The organism is Kitasatospora sp. Xyl93, from assembly GCF_055383135.1.
Window position 1 is genome coordinate 2,984,425 of sequence record NZ_AP029185.1, and the last position, 22,408, is coordinate 3,006,832.

At 75.4% G+C, this 22,408-nt stretch carries 18 protein-coding genes, 3 tRNA genes and 1 pseudogene; 14 read left to right on the top strand and 8 right to left on the bottom strand.

The window, feature by feature from the left end:
• Nucleotides 1-32 precede the first annotated feature (32 nt).
• Nucleotides 33-923 carry a GNAT family N-acetyltransferase gene (locus ACZ5GH_RS13105; protein ID WP_464334329.1) on the bottom strand — a complete coding sequence of 297 codons (891 nt, stop codon included), beginning with the start codon at nt 921-923 and terminating at the stop codon, nt 33-35.
• Between the two features lie 1,049 nt (nt 924-1,972).
• On the opposite strand from ACZ5GH_RS13105, the pseudogene ACZ5GH_RS13110 reads away from it, so the two are divergent.
• The 5 genes and pseudogenes from ACZ5GH_RS13110 to ACZ5GH_RS13130 all read left to right on the top strand — a co-directional run.
• A pseudogene (locus tag ACZ5GH_RS13110) lies at nt 1,973-2,978 on the top strand (helix-turn-helix domain-containing protein); the annotation flags it as partial.
• An 862-nt stretch (nt 2,979-3,840) separates the two neighbouring features.
• A complete protein-coding gene (orn, locus tag ACZ5GH_RS13115) occupies nt 3,841-4,443 on the top strand; it encodes an oligoribonuclease (RefSeq protein WP_387757035.1) in 603 nt (200 codons plus the stop codon).
• 222 nt (nt 4,444-4,665) lie between these two features.
• Nucleotides 4,666-4,741, top strand: a tRNA-His gene (locus ACZ5GH_RS13120).
• Nucleotides 4,742-4,923: 182 nt separating this feature from the next.
• Nucleotides 4,924-5,370 (top strand): DUF4442 domain-containing protein, encoded by a 447-nt coding sequence (locus ACZ5GH_RS13125; RefSeq protein ID WP_401115049.1) that lies wholly within the window; start codon nt 4,924-4,926, stop codon nt 5,368-5,370.
• A 110-nt stretch (nt 5,371-5,480) separates the two neighbouring features.
• Nucleotides 5,481-6,368, top strand: coding sequence for a hypothetical protein (locus tag ACZ5GH_RS13130; RefSeq protein ID WP_464334330.1), 888 nt, complete (start codon nt 5,481-5,483; stop codon nt 6,366-6,368).
• 76 nt (nt 6,369-6,444) lie between these two features.
• On the opposite strand, the gene ACZ5GH_RS13135 is transcribed toward ACZ5GH_RS13130, so the two are convergent.
• From ACZ5GH_RS13135 to ACZ5GH_RS13145, 3 genes are all read right to left on the bottom strand, one after another.
• The gene (locus tag ACZ5GH_RS13135) at nt 6,445-6,903 is read right to left on the bottom strand and encodes a GNAT family N-acetyltransferase (protein WP_387757032.1); all 459 of its coding nucleotides are present in this window, start codon (nt 6,901-6,903) and stop codon (nt 6,445-6,447) included.
• Nucleotides 6,904-7,052: 149 nt separating this feature from the next.
• Nucleotides 7,053-7,958 carry a spermidine synthase gene (locus tag ACZ5GH_RS13140; RefSeq protein ID WP_464334331.1) on the bottom strand — a complete coding sequence of 302 codons (906 nt, stop codon included), beginning with the start codon at nt 7,956-7,958 and terminating at the stop codon, nt 7,053-7,055.
• 105 nt (nt 7,959-8,063) lie between these two features.
• The gene (locus tag ACZ5GH_RS13145; protein ID WP_387757030.1) at nt 8,064-8,447 is read right to left on the bottom strand and encodes a hypothetical protein; all 384 of its coding nucleotides are present in this window, start codon (nt 8,445-8,447) and stop codon (nt 8,064-8,066) included.
• Nucleotides 8,448-8,708: 261 nt separating this feature from the next.
• Here ACZ5GH_RS13145 and ACZ5GH_RS13150 point away from each other — a divergent pair, with 261 nt between their 5' ends.
• Nucleotides 8,709-10,331 carry a tetratricopeptide repeat protein gene (locus ACZ5GH_RS13150; protein WP_387757029.1) on the top strand — a complete coding sequence of 541 codons (1,623 nt, stop codon included), beginning with the start codon at nt 8,709-8,711 and terminating at the stop codon, nt 10,329-10,331.
• Nucleotides 10,332-10,474: 143 nt separating this feature from the next.
• Here ACZ5GH_RS13150 and ACZ5GH_RS13155 read toward each other — a convergent pair whose 3' ends face one another.
• Nucleotides 10,475-11,131 (bottom strand): histidine phosphatase family protein, encoded by a 657-nt coding sequence (locus tag ACZ5GH_RS13155; protein ID WP_464334332.1) that lies wholly within the window; start codon nt 11,129-11,131, stop codon nt 10,475-10,477.
• 232 nt (nt 11,132-11,363) lie between these two features.
• Between ACZ5GH_RS13155 and ACZ5GH_RS13160 the strand changes: the two genes are divergently transcribed.
• The 3 genes from ACZ5GH_RS13160 (at nt 11,364) to ACZ5GH_RS13170 (ending at nt 15,691) form a co-directional block, all read left to right on the top strand.
• Complete coding sequence (locus ACZ5GH_RS13160; RefSeq protein WP_464334333.1) at nt 11,364-12,563, top strand: hypothetical protein; 1,200 nt, start codon at nt 11,364-11,366, stop codon at nt 12,561-12,563.
• A 141-nt stretch (nt 12,564-12,704) separates the two neighbouring features.
• On the top strand, nt 12,705-14,330 hold the full coding sequence (locus ACZ5GH_RS13165; protein ID WP_387757026.1) for a hypothetical protein: 1,626 nt from the start codon (nt 12,705-12,707) through the stop codon (nt 14,328-14,330).
• Nucleotides 14,327-15,691, top strand: a complete 1,365-nt coding sequence (locus ACZ5GH_RS13170) for an AAA domain-containing protein (RefSeq protein WP_387757025.1) — start codon at nt 14,327-14,329, stop codon at nt 15,689-15,691. Before ACZ5GH_RS13165 ends, ACZ5GH_RS13170 begins: the two co-directional genes overlap by 4 nt.
• A 37-nt stretch (nt 15,692-15,728) precedes the next feature.
• Here ACZ5GH_RS13170 and ACZ5GH_RS13175 read toward each other — a convergent pair whose 3' ends face one another.
• Nucleotides 15,729-16,049: a hypothetical protein gene (locus tag ACZ5GH_RS13175; RefSeq protein WP_464334334.1), complete on the bottom strand. Its 321-nt coding sequence runs from the start codon at nt 16,047-16,049 to the stop codon at nt 15,729-15,731.
• 239 nt (nt 16,050-16,288) lie between these two features.
• Between ACZ5GH_RS13175 and ACZ5GH_RS13180 the strand changes: the two genes are divergently transcribed.
• The 3 genes from ACZ5GH_RS13180 to ACZ5GH_RS13190 all read left to right on the top strand — a co-directional run bounded on the left by ACZ5GH_RS13180 (nt 16,289) and on the right by ACZ5GH_RS13190 (nt 17,511).
• A complete protein-coding gene (locus tag ACZ5GH_RS13180; protein ID WP_387757023.1) occupies nt 16,289-16,642 on the top strand; it encodes a hypothetical protein in 354 nt (117 codons plus the stop codon).
• Nucleotides 16,643-16,781: 139 nt separating this feature from the next.
• The gene (locus tag ACZ5GH_RS13185) at nt 16,782-17,369 is read left to right on the top strand and encodes a bifunctional DNA primase/polymerase (protein WP_387757069.1); all 588 of its coding nucleotides are present in this window, start codon (nt 16,782-16,784) and stop codon (nt 17,367-17,369) included.
• Nucleotides 17,370-17,437: 68 nt separating this feature from the next.
• Nucleotides 17,438-17,511 (top strand) — tRNA-Lys (locus tag ACZ5GH_RS13190).
• Nucleotides 17,512-17,650: 139 nt separating this feature from the next.
• On the opposite strand, the gene pgi is transcribed toward ACZ5GH_RS13190, so the two are convergent.
• Both pgi and ACZ5GH_RS13200 read right to left on the bottom strand, forming a co-directional pair.
• Nucleotides 17,651-19,312 carry a glucose-6-phosphate isomerase gene (gene pgi, locus ACZ5GH_RS13195; protein WP_387757022.1) on the bottom strand — a complete coding sequence of 554 codons (1,662 nt, stop codon included), beginning with the start codon at nt 19,310-19,312 and terminating at the stop codon, nt 17,651-17,653.
• A 174-nt stretch (nt 19,313-19,486) separates the two neighbouring features.
• Entirely contained in the window at nt 19,487-21,070 is a 1,584-nt protein-coding gene (locus tag ACZ5GH_RS13200; RefSeq protein ID WP_464334335.1) for a Na+/H+ antiporter, read from the bottom strand.
• Nucleotides 21,071-21,230: 160 nt separating this feature from the next.
• Between ACZ5GH_RS13200 and ACZ5GH_RS13205 the strand changes: the two genes are divergently transcribed.
• Nucleotides 21,231-22,139, top strand: coding sequence for an NADP-dependent oxidoreductase (locus ACZ5GH_RS13205; RefSeq protein ID WP_464334336.1), 909 nt, complete (start codon nt 21,231-21,233; stop codon nt 22,137-22,139).
• A 74-nt stretch (nt 22,140-22,213) separates the two neighbouring features.
• A tRNA-Lys gene (locus tag ACZ5GH_RS13210) sits at nt 22,214-22,287 on the top strand.
• Nucleotides 22,288-22,408: the final 121 nt, after the last annotated feature.

Below are 22,408 nucleotides of genomic sequence, written 5' to 3' on the forward strand. Positions count from 1 at the left end.
CGCCCCGCCCCTCCCCTCCCCGTCCCCGAGGCCTAGCCCACCCCGCCCGCCAGCCGTCGGCCGCCGTCGTCAGCCGCCGCCTGCCCCGCCCGCTCCCCTTGCCCCACCCGCCCCGGCTGCTCCGTCGGCTCCACCGACGTACTGGTCCACCAGCAGGTGCGGGCCCGCTCGACGAACCCGAGCTTGCGGTAGAGCGGTTCGCCGAGCGAGGTGGCGACCAGGGTGGCCGGGCGGTCGGGGTGCGCGTGGGCCAGGGCGGTCTGGAGGACGGCGCGGGCCACCCCCCGGCCGCGCCAGTCGGGCAGGGTGGTGACCCAGTACACGCCGGTGGCCCGGCCGTCGTCGTAGGTGAGGCAGGTGCCCGCCACCGCGCCGTCGACGCGGCCGAGCCAGCCCCGCCAGCCGGGCACGTCCAGCAGTCGTTCCGGGAGCGCCTCGCCCCGGACCCAGGGCTGTCGGGCGGGCAGCGGGAAGCCCTCCACCACCGCCCGCTCGACCATCGCGAAGCCGTCGCCGTCCCTCGCCTCATCGACCGTCAGCACCCCGCCCCCGTGGGCCTCCGAGACCGCGGGCAGGACGGCGGTGGCTCCCTCGACCGGTCCGGGGTCCCGGACCATCACCGGCATGACCGGCATCCGGGTGGCCCCGAGGCCGCTGAGGTCGAGCCCGTCGTACGGGTCCTCCACGGTGCAGCGCATGGTCGACCACTCGGTCATCAGGTCCGCCAACTCCTGCTCCAGTGCGCCCGGTTCGGCGTAGGGCCGGGTCACCACGAAGCGGTGGGCGTCGTCCGGGGTGCGGGCGCACCGGACCGCGGTCAGCCCCGGACGGGTGCGGGACCGCCAGCCGTGGACGCGGGCTTGGGCGAGCCAGAAGGCGGCGGCGTTGTCGTTGGCCCGTTCGAGCCGGCTGTCGGTGTTCACGGCAGGACCGTAACCCGGCGGTCCGGTTGCCGGTTCCGCCGTCCTGGGCTTGGCCGGATGAAGCCTGGGAGGCGCACGACTTCTCCCCGTGCGCCCCCTCGTGCACCGCCGATTTTCGGTCAATTTCGCGCCGATCCCTCCCGCTTGGGCAAATCCGCAGCCCAGACCTGCCGGCCGGGCGCACCGGAGCCGGACGCCCCAGGAACCGTCCCGCGACAACCAGCCACCGTTACCCCGGCCCTCTTCCCAGAAAGGTCGACGGGTGCCACGCTTCGTGATCGAATGCATCACGCCAAATTGCCATGTCGACATAGCGTCGGATGGTGAACTTGTCACAACGGCAATGGTCCGCCCGATAGATTTCGATCTTGGCTAGCAGTGCCGCACCACCCACACCACACCACCGAGGGGGCTTGAGCGCCTTGAGCAGGGTGAGCAGGAGCGACGCGGGTCCTGACAGCGGCCAGGAGGCGGCGGGGAACGCGGGTCGGTCCGCGAGAAGCACCGGCACCGCCTCGATCGCCACCACCCGCACCTCCGGCACTCCGGGCAGCTCGGGCGCCGCCTCGCACTCCCCGTACTCCGCGGTGCCCTCCCCCGGGACGGGCGGTGGCATCGGCCCCGGTGCGGCGCCGGGCGCCGCGGACCACGGCGCGACGGCGCCCTACGGCGGCCAACCCGCCTTCGGCGGCCAGTCGTCCTTCGGTGGACCGCCCTACGGCGGACAGCCCGTCAGCCGAGGATCCGTCAATCCCGGCCCGGCCTACGGCAGCGAACACCCGAACCATTCCGGCCATCCCGGACACCTCGCCCACCCGGGCCACCCCAACCATTCCGGCCACCCCGGCTACGGCGGCCACCCCGGCTACTCCGGCTACGGCGGCGGCACCCCGAGCCCGAACGGCGCCTCCGCCGCGGCCCCCGGCCCGGGCGGCGCCCCGCTCGGCGGCCTCGCGCTCGGCGCCGGCTCCGGCCACGGCTCCGGCCACGGACACGGGCACGCCCCGCTGGGGCACGGCGGCCCCGGTGCGAACGGCTCCCCGACCTCCGTGACGGCCTCCGCCCCGCGCAAGCTGTCCGGCCGGCGCCGCCGGGAGACCGTCGCGGTGCTGATCTTCGGCGGCGCCCCGATCTTCGAGAGCTCCATCCCGCTCTCCGTCTTCGGTGTGGACCGCCAGGACGCCGGGGTGCCCCGCTACCGCCTGCTGGTCTGCGCCGGGGAGGAGGGCCCGCTGGCCACCACCGGCGGCCTGACCCTCTCCGCCCCGTACGGCCTGGAGGCGCTCGCCCGGGCCGGCACGATCGTCGTACCGGCCTGGCGCTCGATCTCCCAGCCCCCGCCGGTCGAGGCGATCACCGCCCTGCGCAAGGCCCACCACGAGGGCGCCCGGATCATCGGGCTCTGCACCGGCGCCTTCGTCCTGGCCGCCGCCGGCCTGCTCGACGGCCGCCCGGCGACCACCCACTGGATGTACGCGCCGACGCTCGCCAAGCGCTACCCGCGGGTCCACGTCGACCCGCGCGAGCTGTTCGTCGACGACGGCGACGTGCTCACCTCGGCCGGCACCGCCGCCGGCATCGACCTCTGCCTGCACGTGGTGCGCAGCGACCACGGCGCCGAGGCGGCCAACGCGCTGGCCCGCCGACTGGTGGTGCCGAGCCGCCGCGGCGGCGGAGGACAGGCCCAGTACATCGATCAGTCTTTACCGGAGGAGATCGGCAACGACCCGCTGGCCGAGGTGGTCACGTGGGCGCTGGAGAACCTCAACCAGCAGTTCGACGTCGAAGTGCTGGCGGCTCGCGCGTACATGAGCCGGCGCACCTTCGACCGGCGGTTCCGCACGCTCACCGGCAGCGCGCCGTTGCAGTGGCTGATCACCCAGCGGGTGCTCCAGGCGCAGCGGCTGCTGGAGACCTCGGAACTGTCGGTGGACGACGTCGCGCGCCGGTGCGGGTTCCGTTCGCCGGTGGCGCTGCGCGGACACTTCCGCCGCCAGCTCGGGGTCTCCCCGGCCGCGTACCGGACCAGCTACCGGGCCCGTCGGCCCGGTCAGCAGCCGTCCGCGTCGACCGGTCCGCTCGGCGACCTCCGGCTGCCCGGAGCGCTGCCCCATCCGGCGGGCGCGGTCGCCCCGGCGGGCGGGCCGGTGTTCGGCGGGGCGCACGGCGTGCCGTCGGCGCAGCCGTACCCGGCCGGGCCGGGGGCGCCGGTGCCGGTCGGTCCGCACGGCCAGCAGGTGGCCCACGGCCAGCAGCTCGGGCACGGGCAGTCGGGAGCGCACGGCCAGCCCGGCGGGTTCGGTCCGGGCCAGGTCGGGACGCCGGCCGGCCAGCCCTTCCACGCCCGCGCCGGTCAGCCGTACCCGCACCAGCAGTCCGCGCAGCAGCCGCACCCCGGGCAGCAGGGTGCGGCGGGCCGCGGCCCGCTGCGGCCTCCGGTCGTGCCGCCGCAGGCCGGACCGGGCGCGGGGACCGGACGTCCGCCGCGCACCGCCGAACACGCTGCGGCGGAGGACGGCCTCCCGCAGCCGGGGGCCCGCGGCCAGGGCCAGGGGCACCGCAGCGCGGCCGAGCGGCCCGCGGACGAGCCCGGTGCGGCCGGGCGCGGTCACGGCGCGGCCGCCGGACGGATGCCGGCCCCGGCCGGGCAGCCGGGCTCCGGGGCGGGCGAGCTCCGCGGTCGCCAGGCCCGGGCTCCGCAGGCCCGTGGCCAGGCCGGCCGGCCCGCGGCCGAGGGTGCCCGGGCGGCGCGCGAGGCCCGGACCGGACGGGACGGCCATGCGGTCCGGACCGGCCGGGAGGGCGAGCACCCGGACGGCCACGGCGCGCACGACGGGCCGGAGGAGCACCAGGCCGAGGCGCCCCGCTCGGCTCCATCGGTCCCCGCGGCGCGTGATCGCGCCGTAGGGTGAGTTGCGTGAATGACCGTTTGGTATGGATCGACTGTGAAATGACCGGCCTCGACCTCGTCCAGGACGCCCTGGTCGAGGTCGCGGTGCTGGTGACGGACTCCGAGCTGAACATCCTCGGCGAGGGCGTGGACGTCATCATCCGGCCGCCGGCGGAGGCGCTGGCGAACATGCCCGAGGTGGTGCGCACGATGCACACCGCCTCCGGGCTGCTGGAGGAGCTGGAGCAGGGCGTGACCCTGGCCGAGGCCGAGGCCCGGGTGCTCGCCTACGTGCGCGCGCACGTGCCGGAGGCCGGGAAGACCCCGCTGTGCGGCAACTCGGTGGCCACCGACCGCGGCTTCCTGGCCCGGGACATGCCGACCCTGGAGAAGCACCTGCACTACCGGATCGTGGACGTCTCCTCGATCAAGGAGCTGGCCCGCCGCTGGTACCCGAAGGCGTACTACAACAGCCCGCGGAAGGGCGGCAACCACCGGGCGCTCGCCGACATCCGGGAGAGCATCAACGAACTGCGGTACTACCGCGAGGCGGTGTTCGTCCCGCAGCCCGGCCCGGACGCCGACACCGCGCGGGCGATCGCCGGGAAGTACCAGGCCCCGGCGGGCTGAGCCCGGGCCCGCCCGGCAGGCCGAGCCAGGGTCCCGCCCGGCGAACTGGGCCCGGAACCGTCCGGCGAGCCGGGCCCGGCCGCCCGGCGGAACCCCGCCGGAGGGCCGGAGAGGGTGCCCGCGTCCGTCCGAACGGAACCCTGGCGCGAGCACCCTCTCGGATCCTGTAGAGTTCTTCCTGTCGGAACGGGAACGCGAGAGCGGGAACGGACCGGACAGATGGTGGGTGTAGCTCAGTTGGTAGAGCACCTGGTTGTGGTCCAGGTGGCCGCGGGTTCGAGTCCCGTCACTCACCCCAGAGCCTGAGGGGCCGATCTCTTCAAGAGATCGGCCCCTCAGGCGTTTTCGCGCCCCCTCAGCCGTGCACGGCCTCAGTTGCCCGCTCCCCCACCGGTATGTGCGCCCCGTCACACCCGTCCCACGGGTCGAGTTCCGCCCGGCCCCTGCCGCCGGTAGCTACTGACTAGTAACATCGCGGCCATGACCACACCGACGATCGGCAAGATGCTCGACGACACCGTGCCGATGGCGCACACCCTGAACCTGAAGTACCTGGAGACCTCCCCGGAGCGCGCCGTGCTCCAACTCCCGGACCAGCCCGCGTACCACAACCACCTCGGCGGCCCGCACGCCGGCGCGATGTTCACGCTGGCCGAGTCCGCCAGCGGCTGCATCGTGCTCGCCGCCTTCGGCGCCCAGCTGTCCCGGGCCGTGCCGCTCGCCGTGAACGCCGAGATCGCGTACAAGAAGCTCGCCATGGGCGAGGTCACCGCCACCGCCGTGCTCGGCCGCCCGGCCGCCGAGGTCGTCGCCGAGCTGGACGCCGGCGGCCGCCCCGAGTTCCCGGTCACCGTCGAGATCACCCGCGCCGACGGCGCCGTCACCGGAGTGATGACGGTCACCTGGACCCTGCGTCCCAACTCCTGACCGCCACGCGGTCGGTGGCCCCGGGAGCGCCGGCCCCGGGGCCACTCGTACGATGACTGTCCGTGACGGCGGGCGTGACCTCACCGCCCGGCCGCTCGTTCTCGACTCACGTGCGAGCCAATCACGCGACCGAGCCCCCGGCACCCGCCCCCCGCGGCGTCGCGGGTGCCCGCCTCGGGATCGCCCGGTGGCTGCCCCGCCCCCGTGCCGTCGCGGCCGCCGGGGCCCTGCTCGCACAGCTCTGGGGCTTCGGCGCCCCCGGCGCGTACGCGGCCGCCGTCGACCCGCCCCCGGATCCGACCCGGCCCGCCGTCCGCCGCGCGCTTCCCGGCGCCCCGGTGCTCGACCGCCCGGTGCTCGACGGGCAGTCAGCCGAACGTCCCGTCGGGTCCGGACCGTCGGCGGCCGGGCCGCCGGACCGCTGCCCCGGACCCGCCGGGGAACCGGCCGGCGACGGCCCGACCGACGGGACCACCGGGGCTGCCGGTGCGGTCGGCGGCGCCCTCCGGGAACGCATCCGGGCCGGCGGACTGCCCCTGCCCGGTCAGCGGGCGGCCGTCCCCGACGCCTTCGCACTCGCCTCCGGCCTGCTCGGCACCGCCCCCGCCCGGCCCCGGCCCGGCGGATCGCACGCCTCCCGCGAGGGCGGTCCCGCCGACCCGCCCGCCGCCGCCCGGCGCCGCGCCGACGCCGCCCGCCCCGACGTTCCCCGGCACCGCGAGGCGGCGGGGGAACCGCTGCTCCAGGAGGCGGCGGCCACCACCGCCGACGGGGCCGGGCCCGCCACCGCGCTCGGCAGGACGGCGGTCTCCGCCGCTCCCCCCGCATCGGACGACGGCAGGACGCCCGACCCGGTGGCCATCGCCGACACCGCCGCGGCGACCACCTCCGGCGACGGTTCCGCCACCCTGACCGCCGTCCTCGCCCCCATCGCCGCCGGGTTGCTGCTCACCGGTGCCGCCATGTGCAAGCACCGCGGACTGCCGCGCGGCCACTGAGCCGGACCGGGCGGGCCCGGGCCTCCGACCGCACCGCGAGCACGGCCGGAACAAGCAGCGGCGCTCCGATCCCCGCCTAGGCCGCGGCCGGCTCCAGGACCAGCTGCGGGAGTTCGCGCCCCGGGATCGAGCCGGACGGGACGCTGCCGATCCGGATCGCCCCCATCGCCAGGTAGAACGGCTCCGCGTTCGGGTCGGAGTCGATGGTGAGCCGGCGCAGACCTAGCGCCACGGCGAGGGTCCGGGCCCGTTCGAACAGCGCGCGGCCGACCCCGCGGCCGATCCACTCGGGCTCGACGAAGAGCTGGTCCAGCGATCCGGTCGGCGGCACTCCGGAGAGCGAGACGAACCCCAGCACCCGCCCGCCGTCCTCGGCCACCACGGTGGCCGAGCGCTCGATCACGCCGGCGTCCATGGTCAGCTCCTCCCGGCAGGCGTCCATGAACGCCTCGTCGTAGCCCCAGTACGCCTTGGACCGCAGCGCGATGCCGGTGAGCAGCGCGGCGTCCTCCGGCCGGGCCGGTCTGATCCGCATGGCGCTCCCCGAGGTCGACGGCCGGACGGCAGCGTCATTGTCGGCCCCGGTTCGGTCGTCCGCCAACGGTTTTACGGTCGGCGGCGCGGCGCGGAGGAGGACGGCGGTACGCACACGGCTGCGCAGGCCGGGCGCCGACGAGCGGGCCGTCAGCGGAAGACCCCCGGCGGGGGTTCCGGGGACGGGGCCGCCGTGGCGTCCGTGGCCGGGGTGGCGCCGGCGGCGAAGTCGGTGAGGGCGCGGCCGTGTTCGACCCGGGCGTGGGCGGAGTCGGAGGCGGCGCGGCGGGTGAGGTCGGCGATCGGGAGCGGGGTGTGGGCCGCGGCCAGGACGAGGTTGCCGAAGCGCTTGCCGCGCAGCACGGCGGGGTCGGCGATCAGGCACAGCTCGGGGAAGACCGCCCCGAGGGTGGCGACCTGGGAGCGGGCGAAGGGCAGGGCGCCGCCGTCGGCGATGTTGGCGGCGTACCAGCCGCCGGGGGCGAGGGTCCGGGCGGCGAGGGTGGTGAACTCGACGGTGGTGCAGTGGGCCGGGGTGCGGGCACCGGAGAAGACGTCGGTGATCACCAAATCGACGCCGCCCTCGGGGGTGCGCTCCAGCACGCTACGGGCGTCCGCGCCGCGCACCTTGATCTGCCAGCCGCGTTCCAACGGCAGTTCGGCGCGGACGAGTTCGGTGAGCGCGGTGTCGATCTCGGCGACCTGCTGGCGGGAGCGCGGCCGGGTCGCCGCGGTGTAGCGGGCGAGGGTGAGGGCGCCGCCGCCGAGGTGCAGGACGGTGATCGGGCGGCCGGGCGGGGCGACCAGGTCGATCAGGTGGCCGAGCCGGCGCTGGTACTCGAAGCCGAGGTGGGTGGGGTCGGCGAGGTCGACCAGGGACTGCGGGGCGCCGTCGATCAGCAGCGACCAGGCGGCGGGGCGGTCGCGGTCGGGGCGCAGCTCGGCGAGGCCGGAGCCGACGGGACGGCTGAGCGGGCCCTGGGCGTGGGTGCGTCCGCCCGGTCCGGTGGTGGCCGCCGGTTCCGGGGTGCGCGCGGCTCTGCTGCTTCGTCCCATGGCGGCCATTATCGCCGCCGGGGCGGCACACCCACAGGGCAGGGGCGTGTCGCGGGGGCTCCACCGGAGGCTGACGGGCCCGGCGGGATCCGCGCGGCACGCCCGCTAGAACGGGCCGAGGCCGCCGGCGGTGAGCGTGCAGGCGGCCTCGCAGAGGGCGGAACGGAGCACCCAGGCGTCGGTGGGGCGGGCGGTGCGGCCGACGCCGGAGGGCGGGATCACCCAGCGCGGGTCGGTGGCGGCGGGCACGAACGCGCCCGCGGTACAGGTGCTGCCGGGCAGGTGCCAGGTCTCCCAGGTGCCGGCCGGGACGAGGAAGGAGACGGTGCTGCCGTTGCGGCTCTGCAGGACGGCTCCGCAGGCGCGGCGCAGTCTCAGGATGTCGACGGCCTCCAGACCGTGCCGCAGCGCGACGGTCACGGTGTCGCAGGTGCCGGCGAGCACTCCCCCGGGGACGGGTCGGTGCTGCGGCAGTCCGGTGGCCGTCATGGGACCTCCTGTACCTCGTCGGGTCCGGAAGCACAGCCGCTGGGAGGGGTCGCCGGGCTTGGGACGGGCCGGGCGACGGCATGGGCTTTCCGCGTACCAGGAGAACGCGGCGGGTGCGGCGCAGGCCACGGGGCGCATTACAGCAAGGCATGGCATTTCATGGCGGATATCCCGCAACATCGCCCCTTTTGCCCCGGATTGATGACCGATGCCCCACCAACCGAATGTGTCCGACCGGTGACTCCGAGTACTCTCGGCGCCATGGCAGCCACCCCACCGGCCGAGCCGAACCGACCGTCCCCCAACCTCGTGATGCGCGCACTGCGCGGCGACCGCTCTCCCGGCGAGTTCGCCACGGCCGTCCGCAGAGCCGCCCGCGAGATCGGCGAGCACGTGTCCTGCGACGCCCGCTACGTCGGACGGGTCGAGTCCGGTGAGATCCGCTGCCCCAACTACGCCTACGAGCGGGTGTTCCGGCACATGTGGCCGGACCGCACGCTCACCGACCTCGGCTTCGCCTCCCGGACCTCCGTCCGCCGCCGCTCGGCGGACGGGCCCGGCGGGCGGAGCGAACCGCCTCCGCTCCACCCGACGTTCCCGCCCCTGCCCGCCCCGCGCTCACCACTCTCCACTCAACTCCCGTACGCTGCCTCGCCGTACGCGGATCCAACCGCACCGGACGGGCCCGCGTGGCCGAGTCCCGGCACGGTGCCCCGGGGGCCCGATGGATCGCCCTATCTCGACGAGGAGAACGACGACGTGCGTCGCCGTACGTTCCTGGCCGGCGGCACCACCGCGCTGGCCGCCGTGGTCGGCATCGACCGACCGGCCGCGGCCGCCGGCCGGCAGGCCGGCGCCGACCACGCCTCCCGTGCGCCCGCCGGCCGAACCGCCCTCCCCGGTACGGAGTTCACCGCGCCGTCGCTGCTCGGCGGCGAACCGCCGGTGCCCGGCCGACCGGGGCCGGTGGCGCCGCTGCGCCGGGTCGGCACCGCCGAGGTGCTCCGCGTCGAACAGGCCGTCCGGGAGATCCGGCTGGCCGACGACGCGCACGGCGCCGACGCCCTGTACGAGCTCGCCGGGCAGTCGCTGCGCAACGCGTACGTGCTGCTCAACGAGTGCGACCACAGCGCCGAGACGGAGCGCCGGCTCCAGGCCGGGGCCGGCGAACTCGCCATCTCCGTCGGCTGGTTGGCCCATGACTCGAACCGGCTCGCGGACGCCCGCTCGTTCTACTCCGAGGCGCTCGCCACCGCCCGGATGGCCGGGGACTCCGCCCTGGAGGCGCACGTCTTCTGCAACAGCGCCTTCCTCGCCCGGGACGCCGGCCGTCCGCGCGAGGCGCTGCGCGCCGCCCAGGCCGGGCAGGCCGCCGCCCGGGAGCTGGACTCCGACCGGCTGCTCGCCCTGCTGGCCATGCGCGAGGCCGGTGCCTGGGCCCTGCTGCAGGACCGCGCCTCCTGCGAGCGGGCGCTCGGCCGGGCGTACACCCTGTTCGACCGCGGCCCCGGCGAGCAGGACCCGGAGTGGATGTCCTTCTTCAGCGAGGCCGAGATCGCCGGCCTCGAGTCGCAGTGCTGGTCGGCGCTCGGCGACTGGGACCGCGCCAGCGAGCAGGCCGGGCTGGCGATAACGCTCCAGAAGCCGCACTTCGTCCGCAACCGGGTGCTGTACACCGCCGAACTGGCCCACGACCGGCTCGGCCGCGGGGACCTGGCGGGCGCGGCGCACCACGGATCGGCCGCCGTCGCGCTGTTCGGCGACGTGCGCTCGGCCCGGATCCGGAGCATGCTCGCGGACACCGCCGGACGGCTGCGCCCGCACGTCGCGGTACCCGAGGTGCGCCGGTTCCTGGCCGACTACGACCGGGCGGCGGCCGCCTAGCGGAAGGAGGCCGGCCCTCGCCCGGACCGCGGCCGGCCCGGGCGCACCGGCGCCGCCCGACGGGGCCGGGAAGTGCGCGGAGCCCGGAGCGGTGACCGGCAGCGGAGCCGGGAGCAACCGGCAGCGGTCCGGCGGTCAGGGCGTCAGTGCCCGGCGGTCAGGCCCTCCAGGTGGGACAGGTCGTTCCAGACCTCCACCGCCGGAGCCCCGTACTCCCACGACAGCACGCAGAGCGCGGCCGTACCGAGCTTGAACCGCTGGGCGAACTCCGGCGGCAGGCCCAGCCAGCGGGCGGTCAGGATGCGCAGCAGGTGGCCGTGCGCGAACAGGACGACGTCCTGGTCGGCGCAGTGCATCACGGTGGTGTCCTGCTCCGGGACGCCGTGCTCCTCGTTGAGGCCCGCCAGGAAGGCGTCCACCCGGGCGGCCACCTCGGAGAGCTTCTCGCCGCCCGGCACCCCGTCGCGCCAGATCAGCCAGCCGGGGTGGTCGGTGGCCCGGATGTCCGCGCCGGTGCGGCCCTCGTACTGGCCGTAGTCCCACTCCAGCAGCTCCGGGCGTTCCACCGCGCGGTCGCCGAAGCCGGCCAGCTCGCAGGTCTCCTTGGCCCGGCCGAGCGGGCTGGTGTAGACGAGCGCGTCCGGCAGCCCGTTCCAGGGGGCCTTGGCGAGGCGGGCGCCGAGGGCCCGGGCCATCGCCCGGCCCTCCTCGGTCAGCGGGATGTCGGTGCGGCCGGTGTGGCGGCCGGTGGCGGACCACTCGGTCTCGCCGTGGCGGACCAGCACGATTCGGGCGGGCATGGGGGCTCCTCGGAACGGGGCGGTGGCAACGGTCGGTCTCACCCTTGAGCACCGGGCTCCATGATCCCCCACCCGGACGGCGGCCACGATCGCGGGGGCCGTCGCCGGCGGTGACGGTCGCCGGGGCCGGCGGCCCGCGACGTGCCGGGCATCCGGCCAGGGCCGCCCGGCAGGTCGCGAACGGCCCGTCCGCGCCGCGTTGTCGGACCCGGATGCGACACTGGGCCGCACCATGAACGTCTCGACGAACGTCCCGCCCCGCGGGCACGCTGAGCCGCTCGCCCAGCGGCTCGCGGAGCTGCGCGGACCGGCCCCGCAGCGCAGTCTGAACGCCCGCTCCCTCGCCGCGCTCGCCGCCAACCCGGGCTGCCACCGCCGCGCCGTGCTCGACGCGGCCGGGGTGGACAAGTCGGCGCTGGCGGCCCGGCTCGGCCGCCCCGCCCCCTTCGGCCAGTCCCCCTTCGCCATCGCCCGCGGCGTGATCTTCGAGTCCCGGCTGAAGGCCGACGGCTACGCGCCGCTGCTGGAGCCGCTCCGCCACCACCTCGGCGTCCCGGCGGACGGCCACGCCCCGCTCCACGTGCCGGACCTGCTGCACCGCTCCGGCCCGGCCGTGCGCGCCGACCGGACGGCCGAGGCACTGGCCCGGGCGGCCGCCGACCCGGAGGCCTGGACGCTGCTGGACCACCCGATGCTGCGCCTGGGGGTGGCCGGCAGCACCGCCTACCTGGAACCGGACGCGCTGGTGGTGCACGGCGGGCGGTGCACGGTGGTCGAGATCAAGTCCTTCCCGGTGCTGGACGGCAGCGCGGACCCGGCCAAGGTCGGCGCGGCCGCCCGGCAGGCGGCCGTGTACGTGCTGGCGCTCCAGCAGGCCGCCGCCGCGGCGGCCGGGCAGCCGCTCGCCGAGGACCCGTACACCGAGCAGCGGCTTCCGGGCAGTCCGCGCACCAGCGTGCTGCTGGTCTGCCCGAAGGACTTCGGCAACCGGCCGACCGCGGTCGCCGTGGACGTCCGCCGCGAACTGGCCACCACCCGCCGCCAGCTGAGCCGGATGACCGGCATCGGCCGGCTGCTGGCGGTGCTGCCGCCGGACGCCGACTTCGACCTGGCCGCCGACGAGGACGGCACGCCGGCCCGGACCGCCGAACAGCTGACCGCCTCGGTCGAGGCGGTGCCCGCCGCCTACAGCCCGGACTGCCTCTCCACCTGCGAACTCGGCTTCCACTGCCGTGCCCGGGCCCGCTGCGACGACCGGGTCGAGCAGCTCGGCCGGGGGGTGCGCGGCGAGCTGGGCAGCATCCGTACGGTCGCCGAGGCGCTGGCCGCCGCCGGCACGAAGAGCGGCGACCTGGACGGCGCGGACGAAGCCGCCGAGCGCCTGGCCTACGCGGCCGCCCTGCGCGCCGAAGCGCTGGGGACGGGCGCATGAGCGAGCGAACCGTCGAGAGGCGCGTGTGGGCGAATGCCCCTGCCGAGCGGAGCGGGGCGGGCGCATGAGCGAGCGCAGCGAGCGAATCATCGAGAGGCGCGTGTGGGCGAATGCCCCTGCCGAGCGGAGCGAGGCGGGCGCATGAGTCTTCTCACCACCCTCGCCCGGCTGGAGGCCGTCCGCAGCGGCCGGGCCGAGCCGCTGGCCACCGTCCGGCACCGGCACCTGTCGGACCGCCCGATGGTGCTGGTCCCGCTGACCGCCGCCGGCGAGTCCGGCGCGCCGCTCGCGGTGATGCTCGGCACCGACCGGGACGCGCCCCGGCTGCACCTGGTGCCGCAGCCGCTCAACCGCACCCTGCGGTTCGACTTCCTGGCCGAGCTGGCCGCCGACCTGCTGCCCTACCTGGAGTCCTTCGCCGAGGACGTCGAGCAGATCGAGGGCTCCGAGAAGGACCCGGAGACCGGCGAGAAGACCCAGGTGTTCCGCGAGCTGTGCGCGGACGCCCCGCAGCTGATCGTGCCGAACAGCGCGGGCGTGCACCACCTCGCCCTGATCGGCCGCTCGACCCGCTTCCGCCGCACCGCCGAGGACGAGGAGCCGGGCCCGTACCCGGCGCCGGCCCGGGTGCCGCTGCTCGGCCGCTGGCTGACCCACCTCACCGACCGTGCCCAGGTGCCCGGCTCCTCGCTGCTGCTGCCGATGACCGGGCTGCTGGCCCGGCACTGGGCGACCGGCCAGAGCCACCTGGAGGACCAGCACCTGGCGGCCCGGCTCGCCTGGCACCGCCCGCCGCCCGGCCTGACCGGCGCGCAGGCGGCCGAGCTGGCCGAGTCCGCCCGGGACGACCGGGGGCAGCTGCTGCACCCGCCGGCCGGCCCGGCCACCGACCCCCGCTTCGACGAGGTCGTGCTCGCCCCGGCGATCGCCCGCTACGACTCCGCCGTGAGCGCCCTGCGGCACAGCACCGAGCAGCGCGACGAGGCCGCCGCCGCGCGCGCCCGGACGGCCGTACGGGCCGCGGTGACGGCGCTGGAAGAGGCGCTGACGTCCGTCCTGCTGCCCACCTGGCGAGACGTCTGGCACGGCCTGGACCTGCTGCGCGCCCTGCCGCCGGCGGGCCACCTGGCGGAGCGCTGGACCGGCGACCGCTGGTCCTACACCGGCCACCGGGACCGGCTGGCGGCCGGCGAGCCGCCGCAGCCCCGGCAGGACGACGCCGTCACCGCCGCCCGCAAGCTCGCCCAGCGCGAGCGCGAGCAGGCCCGGCTCGACGTCCAGGAGGCGCTGGACGACCCGCTGGCGATGGCCGAGCACCGGCTGGCCGGCGAGGCGTTCAGCGGGGTGGTCACGGAGGTGGTGCCGGACTGGGACACCACCGGGCGCTCCCCCAAGCCGCGCCCGCTGGTCACCCTGCGCACCGTCGACCGTCCGCACGCGGACCTCGGCCGGGAGGTGCACCGGGTCTGGGCGTCCCCCCGGCCGGAGGGCGGGGCGGCGCCGTCGGCGCAGAAGGCCGAGATCGTGGCGGTGGACACCGCCGAGGGCACCCTCACCCTGCGGGTGCTCTCCGGCATGGGCCGCAGGAAGGAGCCGGAGCCGGGCAGCCTGCCCGAGCCCGGCGAGTCGGTCACCTTCACCCTGTTCGAGCTGACCGTGCGCCAGTCCGCGCCGCTGCCCGAGCCGGACGACACCCCGTGGACCCACGGCGGCCCGCCCGGCGCCGCTCCCGTGCCCGCCCCGTCCGCCTCCGAGGAGTGGGAATGAGCCGTCCGACGACCCCCGACCAGGCCCCGGGCGCGGCCGCCGACGCCGCGGTGGCCCGGATCCTGGCGGCCACCGTCCACCCGCCCGCCGGCGCCCCGCGCGGCGTGGTGGTGGACTCCCCGCCCGGCGCCGGGAAGTCGACGCTCGTGGTGCGGGCCGCCCGCGAGCTGGTCGGGGCCGGCGAGCGGCTGATGATCGTCGCCCAGACCAACGGCCAGGTGGACGACCTGGTCGGCCGACTGGCCGAGAAGGCGCCGGACCTGACGATCGGCCGGCTGCACGCCGCGGACTCCCGGCCCGCCCCGGAGGTGCTGAAGCACGCCAACGTCACGCCCTCCGACAAGGTCGCCGACCTGGTCGAGCAGGACGTGGTGATCTCCACCTCGGCCAAGTGGCAGTGGGTGCGGGCCGAGGCCCCGTGGCGGCACGCGATCGTCGACGAGGCGTACCAGATGCGCTCGGACGCCCTGCTCGCGGTGGCCCGGCTGTTCGAGCGGGCGCTGTTCGTCGGCGACCCGGGCCAGCTGGACCCGTTCACCGTGGTCGGCACCGAGCAGTGGGCCGGGCTGTCGTACGACCCGTCCAGCAGCGCGGTGGTCACCATGCTGGCGCACAACCCGGAGATCGAGCCGCACCGGCTGCCGGTCTCCTGGCGGCTGCCCGCCAGCGCCGCGCCGCTGATCTCGCGCGCCTTCTACCCGTACACGCCGTTCCGCTCCGGCACCGGCCCGGCGGACCGCCGGCTGACGGCCGCCGTGCGCCCGGACGGCTCGGCCCTGGACGCGGCGATCGACCGGGCCGCCGAGCACGGCTGGGCCCTGCTGGAGCTGCCCGCCCGGCACACCGTACGGACCGACCCGCAGGCCGTGGCGGCCGTCGCGGCGGCCGTCCGCCGGCTGCTGGAGCGCGGGCTGACCGCCCACTCCGAACAGGGCGAGGCCCCGCTCACCGCGGACCGGATCGCCGTCGGCACCGCTCACCGGGACCAGGCGGCGGCCGTGCGCGCGGCACTGCTCAGGGCGGGCGTGCCGGTGGACGGGGCGGCCGGCCCGGCCGTCACGGTGGACACCGCCAACCGTCTGCAGGGCCGCGAGTACGACGTCACCGTGGTGCTGCACCCGCTCTCCGGGCGGCCCGACGCGACCGCCTTCCACCTGGAGACCGGCCGGCTCTGCGTGCTCGCCTCCCGGCACCGCCACGCCTGCATCGTGGTGGCCCGGGCCGGGATCGCCGAGCTGCTGGACGAGCACCCCGCGACCGAGCCGGTGCAGCTGGGCGTGCCGGTGGCCTTCCCGGACGGCTGGGAGGCCAACCACCAGGTGCTGCACCACCTGAGCGGCCACCGGGTGCACCTGCGGTAGGGCTCGGTCCTCGGTAGGGGTCGGTCCTCGGTAGGGCTCAGTCCTCGGTCTCGCAGACGGCGAAGGCCCGGACGGACTCGTTCTTGGCCCGCACCCACCAGGTGGTCGGGGGCTCCTGGTCGGGCGCGGGCCCGTTGTAGACCACGGTGGTGGGCTCCTCGTGCATGAGGACGTACCCGCCACCGGTCAGGTGGGTACCGCTCGGACAGGTCGCCGACGACCAGCCGTCCGGGGCGCTCGGCTCTCCGACCACCACCTTCGCCGTCTCCGCGGCGACCGCCGGCGTCGCCGCGGCCAGGCCGAGCAGGGCGGAGGCGGCCGGCAGGACGCCGACGGAGCGGATCTTTCGCCTGTACATGGGGATCTCCCGGTTCTGTGACTGGTCGGTACGTCCGCGACGCCCTGCCAACCGGTTCGCATGCGACCAGGACACTGGGAGCGCGATGCGCACGCCCGGCGCGCGCCGGGGAATAGCGCTTGCGTGCGCACCGTTCCGCTACCGGCCACCGCCGCGAGACAATGGACGGCGGCCACGACCGGGCGGCGCAGCCCGGAGCAGATTCCCCTCCCCCACCCGAGACCCGGAGGTGTCCGTCCATGCCCGACTCCCCAGAGTCGTCCGAGCCCACCAGGCGCGTACGTCCGGTGCAGCTGCTGTTCGAGCCGCAGTCCGCCGAACCCGAGCCGGAACGATTCTTCGACCTGGAGTCGATCGAGGACCCGGCGGAGCTGCTGCGCCGCTCCACGGAACTGGCCCTGGCCTTCCGGGCCGCCGCCGAGCGGGCCACGGACTTCCAGGCGGTCGCCGCCGCGCAGCTCGCCGACCCGCGCCGGTTCGACGCGCTGTCCGACGCCGAGGTCGGCCGGCGGGCCGACTGGACCCCGGACTACGCCGCCAAGATGATCGAGTACGGCCGCACCCTGCTCCAGCCGCGCCGGCACGAGGACTGAGCCCCCGCGCGTAGTCCCGGGCAAGGGCCCCTGGCATATGCGCGGCGGGGAAGGGTACGCCGTCCCCCGCCGCGCTGTCCGGCGAACCGCGCTTTCCGTCCCGCCGGGGGCACCCGCCGCGCAGGCTGCTCCCGTGGAGATCTGGACACAGCAGTCGGTGACGCGGCAGTCGGTGGTGTACCCCTCGGTGGTGCACCCGTCGGTGGAGTACGTCGGCGCGGCCGGGGAGGCCTGGCTCGCCTCCGCCAGCGAGTACCCGCGCAGCATGCGCGCCCTGTGGGAGAGCCGCCCCTGGGCGGCCTCGGTGCTGCCCTGCGGGCGCGCCTTCGACGTGATCAGCATGCCGGCGCTGTTCGGCCGCCGGGTGCTGGACGAGCTGTGGGCGTCCGGGCCGGGCTGCGGGCCGGTGGCCGCCCACCGCGGGCGGCTGCTGCTGTTCGTCCAGCCGGGCGCGGCGCCCCGGCTGCGCCGGCTGCTGGCCTGGGAGGAGTGGGCCCGGGACGTGCCGCCGCTGCTGTGCCACGGCAAGGGCGACGCGGTGACCGTGCCGCCCCTGCAGCGGATGGTGAACAGCCCGGACTCCCCGGGGCAGGGCGCCGGCCGGTGGATCGTCGCGCCGGAGGGGCGGGAGCCCCGGCTGCCCGGCGCCGCGGTGGTGCTCTGGGCCTGCGTACGGGCGGCGCGCGAGCCGGTCCCGGCCGGGGCGGCCCCGGTGACCGGGGAGTGAACGCGGGGCGACCGGTATTCGATTTTGGCTCGGCCGCACGGCGCTGCTAGAGTCTTCTCTGTCAGCAGGCGCCGCTAGCTCAGTTGGTTAGAGCAGCTGACTCTTAATCAGCGGGTCCGGGGTTCGAGTCCCTGGCGGCGCACAGACAGCCGGAAGGCCCTTCGCGAGAGCGAGGGGCCTTCCGGCGTTTTCCGGTCCGGGCCTTCGAGGACCGACGCAACGGGGCTCCGGCCCCGGGTGCCGGGCCGCCCGCCGGAGCGGACGGCCCGGTCGGGCCCGGCTCAGCGGCCGCGCAGCGCTCGGTAGCGGGCCACCAGCTCGGCGGTGGAGCTGTCCAGTTGCTCGGCGCCCTCACCGGTGAGCAGCACCGGCTCGATCCGCTTGGCGAGCACCTTGCCCAGCTCGACGCCCCACTGGTCGAAGGAGTCGATGTTCCAGACCGCGCCCTGGACGAACACCTTGTGCTCGTAGAGCGCGACCAGCTGGCCGAGCACCGAGGGGGTCAGCTCGCCGGCCAGGATGGTGGTGGTCGGGTGGTTGCCCTTGAAGGTCTTGTGCGGGACGAGCTCGGCGGGCACGCCCTCGGCGACGACCTCCTCCGGGGTCTTGCCGAAGGCCAGCGCCTGGGTCTGGGCGAAGAAGTTGGCCAGCAGCAGGTCGTGCTGGGCGACCAGGCCGGGGAGCAGGTCGGCGACCGGCTTGGCGAAGCCGATGAAGTCGGCCGGGATGACCTTGGTGCCCTGGTGCAGCAGCTGGTAGTAGGCGTGCTGGCCGTTGGTGCCGGGGGTGCCCCAGACCACCGGGCCGGTCTGCCAGTCCACCGGGGTGCCGTCGCGGGTCACCGACTTGCCGTTGGACTCCATGTCCAGCTGCTGGAGGTAGGCGGTGAACTTGGACAGGTAGTGCGAGTAGGGCAGCACCGCGTGCGCCTGGGCGTCGAAGAACGCGCCGTACCAGATGCCGAGCAGGCCGAGCAGCAGCGGGACGTTCCGCTCCGCCGGGGCGGTGCGGAAGTGCTCGTCGACCAGGTGGAAGCCGTCCAGCATCTCGCGGAAGGCGTCCGGTCCGATGGCGATCATCAGCGAGAGGCCGATCGCCGAGTCGTAGGAGTAGCGGCCGCCGACCCAGTCCCAGAACTCGAACATGTTGGCGGTGTCGATGCCGAAGTCCTGCACGCCCTGGGCGTTGGTGGACAGCGCGACGAAGTGCTTGGCGACCGCGTCGTTGCCGGCGCGCAGCCCGGTGAGCAGCCAGTCGCGGGCGGAGACCGCGTTGGTGATGGTCTCGATGGTGGTGAAGGTCTTCGAGGCGACGATGAACAGCGTCTCGGCCGGGTCGAGGTCGCGGACCGCCTCGTGCAGGTCGGCGCCGTCCACGTTGGAGACGAAGCGGACGTCGAGGTCGCGCTTGGCGTACGAGCGGAGCACCTCGTAGGCCATCGCCGGGCCGAGGTCGGAGCCGCCGATGCCGATGTTGACGACGGTGCGGATCGGCTTGCCGGTGTGGCCCTTCCACTCGCCGCCGCGGACCCGGTCGGCGAAGTCGGCCATCCTGTCGAGGACGGCGTGCACCGCGGGCACCACGTTCTCGCCGTCGACCTCGATCACGGCGTCGCGCGGGGCGCGCAGCGCGGTGTGCAGGACGGCCCGGTGCTCGGTGTTGTTGATCTTCTCGCCGCGGAACATCGCGTCCCGCAGCTCGGCGACGCCGGTGGCGGCGGCCAGCTCGCGCAGCAGCTCCAGCGTCTCGTCGGTGACCAGGTGCTTGGCGTAGTCCACGTGCAGGTCGCCGACCTGCAGGGTGTAGCGGCGGCCGCGCTCCGGGTCGGCGGCGAACAGCTCACGCAGGTGGGTGTCGCCCAGTTCGGCCCGGTGCTTGGCCAGGGCGGCCCACTGCGGGGTGCGGTCCAGCGGGGTACGGGCGTCGGCGCGGGTCTCCGACATCGGTGGGTCCTCGATTCATCTGGGTGCAGAAACCGGCAGGGCCAGGCGTGAGGGTTCGCCGAGGTCGTGCGGGTACTGGTGGTGCGCCGACTCCGTTGACGGCCTGCCCGGGTTCAGCCTATGCAACCCCGGGGCCGGTCACGCACATTCCGCCCGGCGGGGGCGGACAGTCCGTCACTTCCGTTCGGAGCGCAGGTCCAGTCCGCGCAGCACCTGGTCGACCAGCTCCGGATCGGCGCCGGGCTCGCTGCGGGCGGCGAGCATCTCGCGCCGGGAGGCGGCGATCATCTCCTGCTCGACGTCCCGGGCGGCCCGCCACTGGGCGATCCGCACCCTGGCCTCGGCGGCCTCCTCCTCGGCGTAGTTCTCCGGGCAGAGGCGGGCCAGCCGGTCGTGCTGACGGTCCCGCAGGCGGTCGGCGACCTCGGCGGGCAGCCGGTCCTGCTCCTCCAGCTCGCCGAGGCGCCGGAGCCCGGCCTTGGCGGCCCGCCACCAGAGCTGGCGCACGGCCTGTTCGTGCCCGTCCCGGTCGATGTCCAGTTCGAACCGCTTGGCCAGCCAGGGCAGGGTGAGGCCCTGCACCAGCAGGGTGAAGAGCACCACGCTGAAGGCGATGAAGACCAGCCGGCCGCGCTCGGGGAAGTCCTCGCCGGAGTGCAGGGTGAGCGGGATGGCGAGCGCCAGGGCGACGGTGGCCACGCCGCGCATGCCGGACCACCAGAGGATCACGCTCTCCTGCCAGCTGAACGGCGTGTCCTCCTCGTCGCCGGAGCGCAGCCTCTTCGACAGCCAGCCGGCCGGCAGCAGCCAGAGCAGCCGGACCCCGACGACCACCGCGATGACCACGGCGGCGTCGCCGAGGAAGCCGGTCCAGCCGCGGCCGGCCTCCTTGAGCACGGTGGCCAGCTCCAGGCCGATCAGGCCGAAGGCGACCCCGGTGATCAGGATCTCGACCACCTCCCAGAAGGCGTTGCCGACCAGCCGGTAGGAGACGGCGTCCGCGTCGGAGGCCCGCTCGGCGAGGTACAGCGCGCAGACCACGACGGCGAGCACGCCGGAGCCGTGGATCTCCTCGGCCAGGGCGTAGGCGGCGAAGGGCACCAGGAGGTTGAGCGCGACCTGCTGGGTCGGGTCGTCCAGCCGTTCGGCGAGCTTGGTGTTGAGCCAGCCGAGCGCGACGCCGACCACCACCGCCAGCACCGCGGACAGCACGAAGCGCAGCACCGCGTGCCCGGCCGAGAAGTCGCCGCTGACCACGGCCTCGATGGACAGCGTGTAGATGACGATCGCGGTGACGTCGTTGAACAGCCCCTCGCTCTCCAGGATCGACACCAGGCGGCGGGGCAGTCCGATGCTGCCGGCCACCGCGACGGCGGCCACCGGGTCGGGCGGGGAGACCAGCGCGCCGAGCGCGATGGCGGCGGCCAGCGGCAGGGTCGGCAGCAGCCAGTGCACGGTGCCGGCCACGGCGACCGTGGTGACCACCACCAGGGCGACCGCCAGCAGCAGGATCGAGCGGGCGTTGGCCTTGAAGTAGCGCACCGAGGAGCGCCGGGCCACCGCGAAGATCAGCGGCGGCAGGACCAGCGGCAGGATCAGCTCCGGCTCGATGGTGACGTCCGGGATCTGCGGGACGAGCGCCATGACGATGCCGAGCAGGGTCATCAGCACCGGTTGCGGCACTCCGGTCCGCCGCCCGAGCGGCATGGTCACCACGGAGGCGAGCAGCACCAGGAAGAACAGGGGCAGCTGGCCCACGGGGAGGTTCCTCTCGACGACGGACGGCTGAGCGCCGCCCAGGATAAATCTGACAATGCGCTCAATAATGTCGACACGCTGAACAGCGGCTTGACCTCAAGCGCACTTCAGGTCCGAGGATCGTCGGCATCGGAAGGATCGACGAGGGGCGGGAACAGGCATGAAGGCGGTCACCGTGACGGGCAGCGGCGGTCCGGAGGTCCTCCGGGTCGGCGAGGTGCCTGACCCGGAGCCCGGGCCGGGCGAGGTGCGGGTGCGGGTGTACGCGGCCGGGGTGCAGCCGGTGGACCTCGCGATCCGCGAGGGCTTCCGGCCGCCGGGGCTGGCGGTCGAGCCGCCGTTCGTCCTCGGCAACGAGTTCGCCGGGGTGGTGGAGGCCCTCGGCCCGGACGCAGGGGACCGGCGGGTCGGGGACGAGGTGCTGGGCTTCCGGGTGCTGGGCTGCCAGGCCGAACTGGTCACCGTGGACGCCGCCCGACTGGTGGCCAAGCCCGCCGGGATGCCGTGGGAGCAGGCCGGCTCGCTCTCCGCCTCCGGCCAGACCGCGCACCTGGCGCTCACCGCGCTGGGCGTCGGCCCGGGCGACACCGTGCTGGTGCACGGCGCCGCGGGCGGGGTCGGCACGGTCGCCGTCCAGCTGGCCCGGGCCTGGGGCGCCACGGTGGTCGGCACCGCGAGCGAGCGCAACCACGGGTACCTGCGGGAGCTCGGCGCGGTGCCGGTCACGTACGGCGAGGGGCTGGTCGAGCGGGTCCGGGCGGTGGCGCCGCAGGGGGTGACCGCCGCCTTCGACGCCGCCGGCCGGGGCGCCCTGGAGGCCTCCGTCGAACTGGTCGCCGACCGGGACCGGATCGGCACCGTGGTCGACTACCCGGGCGCCGAGCGGCTGGGCGTCCGGGGACTGCGCGGCGAGCGGACGGCCGAGCGGCTGGCCGAGCTGGTGAAGCTCTGGGAGGCCGGCGGGCTGCGGCTGGAGGTCGAGGAGACGTTCCCGATGGAGCGGGTCGCCGAGGCGCACCGGCTGGTCGCCGCCGGGCACGTCCGGGGCAAGGTGGTGCTGACCGTCTGAGCGCGGCCGGGCTCCCGACCCGGGCCGATTGTGAGTTTCGGCTGCTGACCAGGTAATGTTCTCCACGTCAGCAGGCGCCGCTAGCTCAGTTGGTTAGAGCAGCTGACTCTTAATCAGCGGGTCCGGGGTTCGAGTCCCTGGCGGCGCACAGACAGCCGGAAGGCCCTTCGCGAGAGCGGGGGGCCTTCCGGCGTTTCCGCGTACGCCCGCGGCGCGTGGCAGGAAAGGTGGGAAGCAGGTCATTGCTGCCACCACGGCCCGCTGACAGG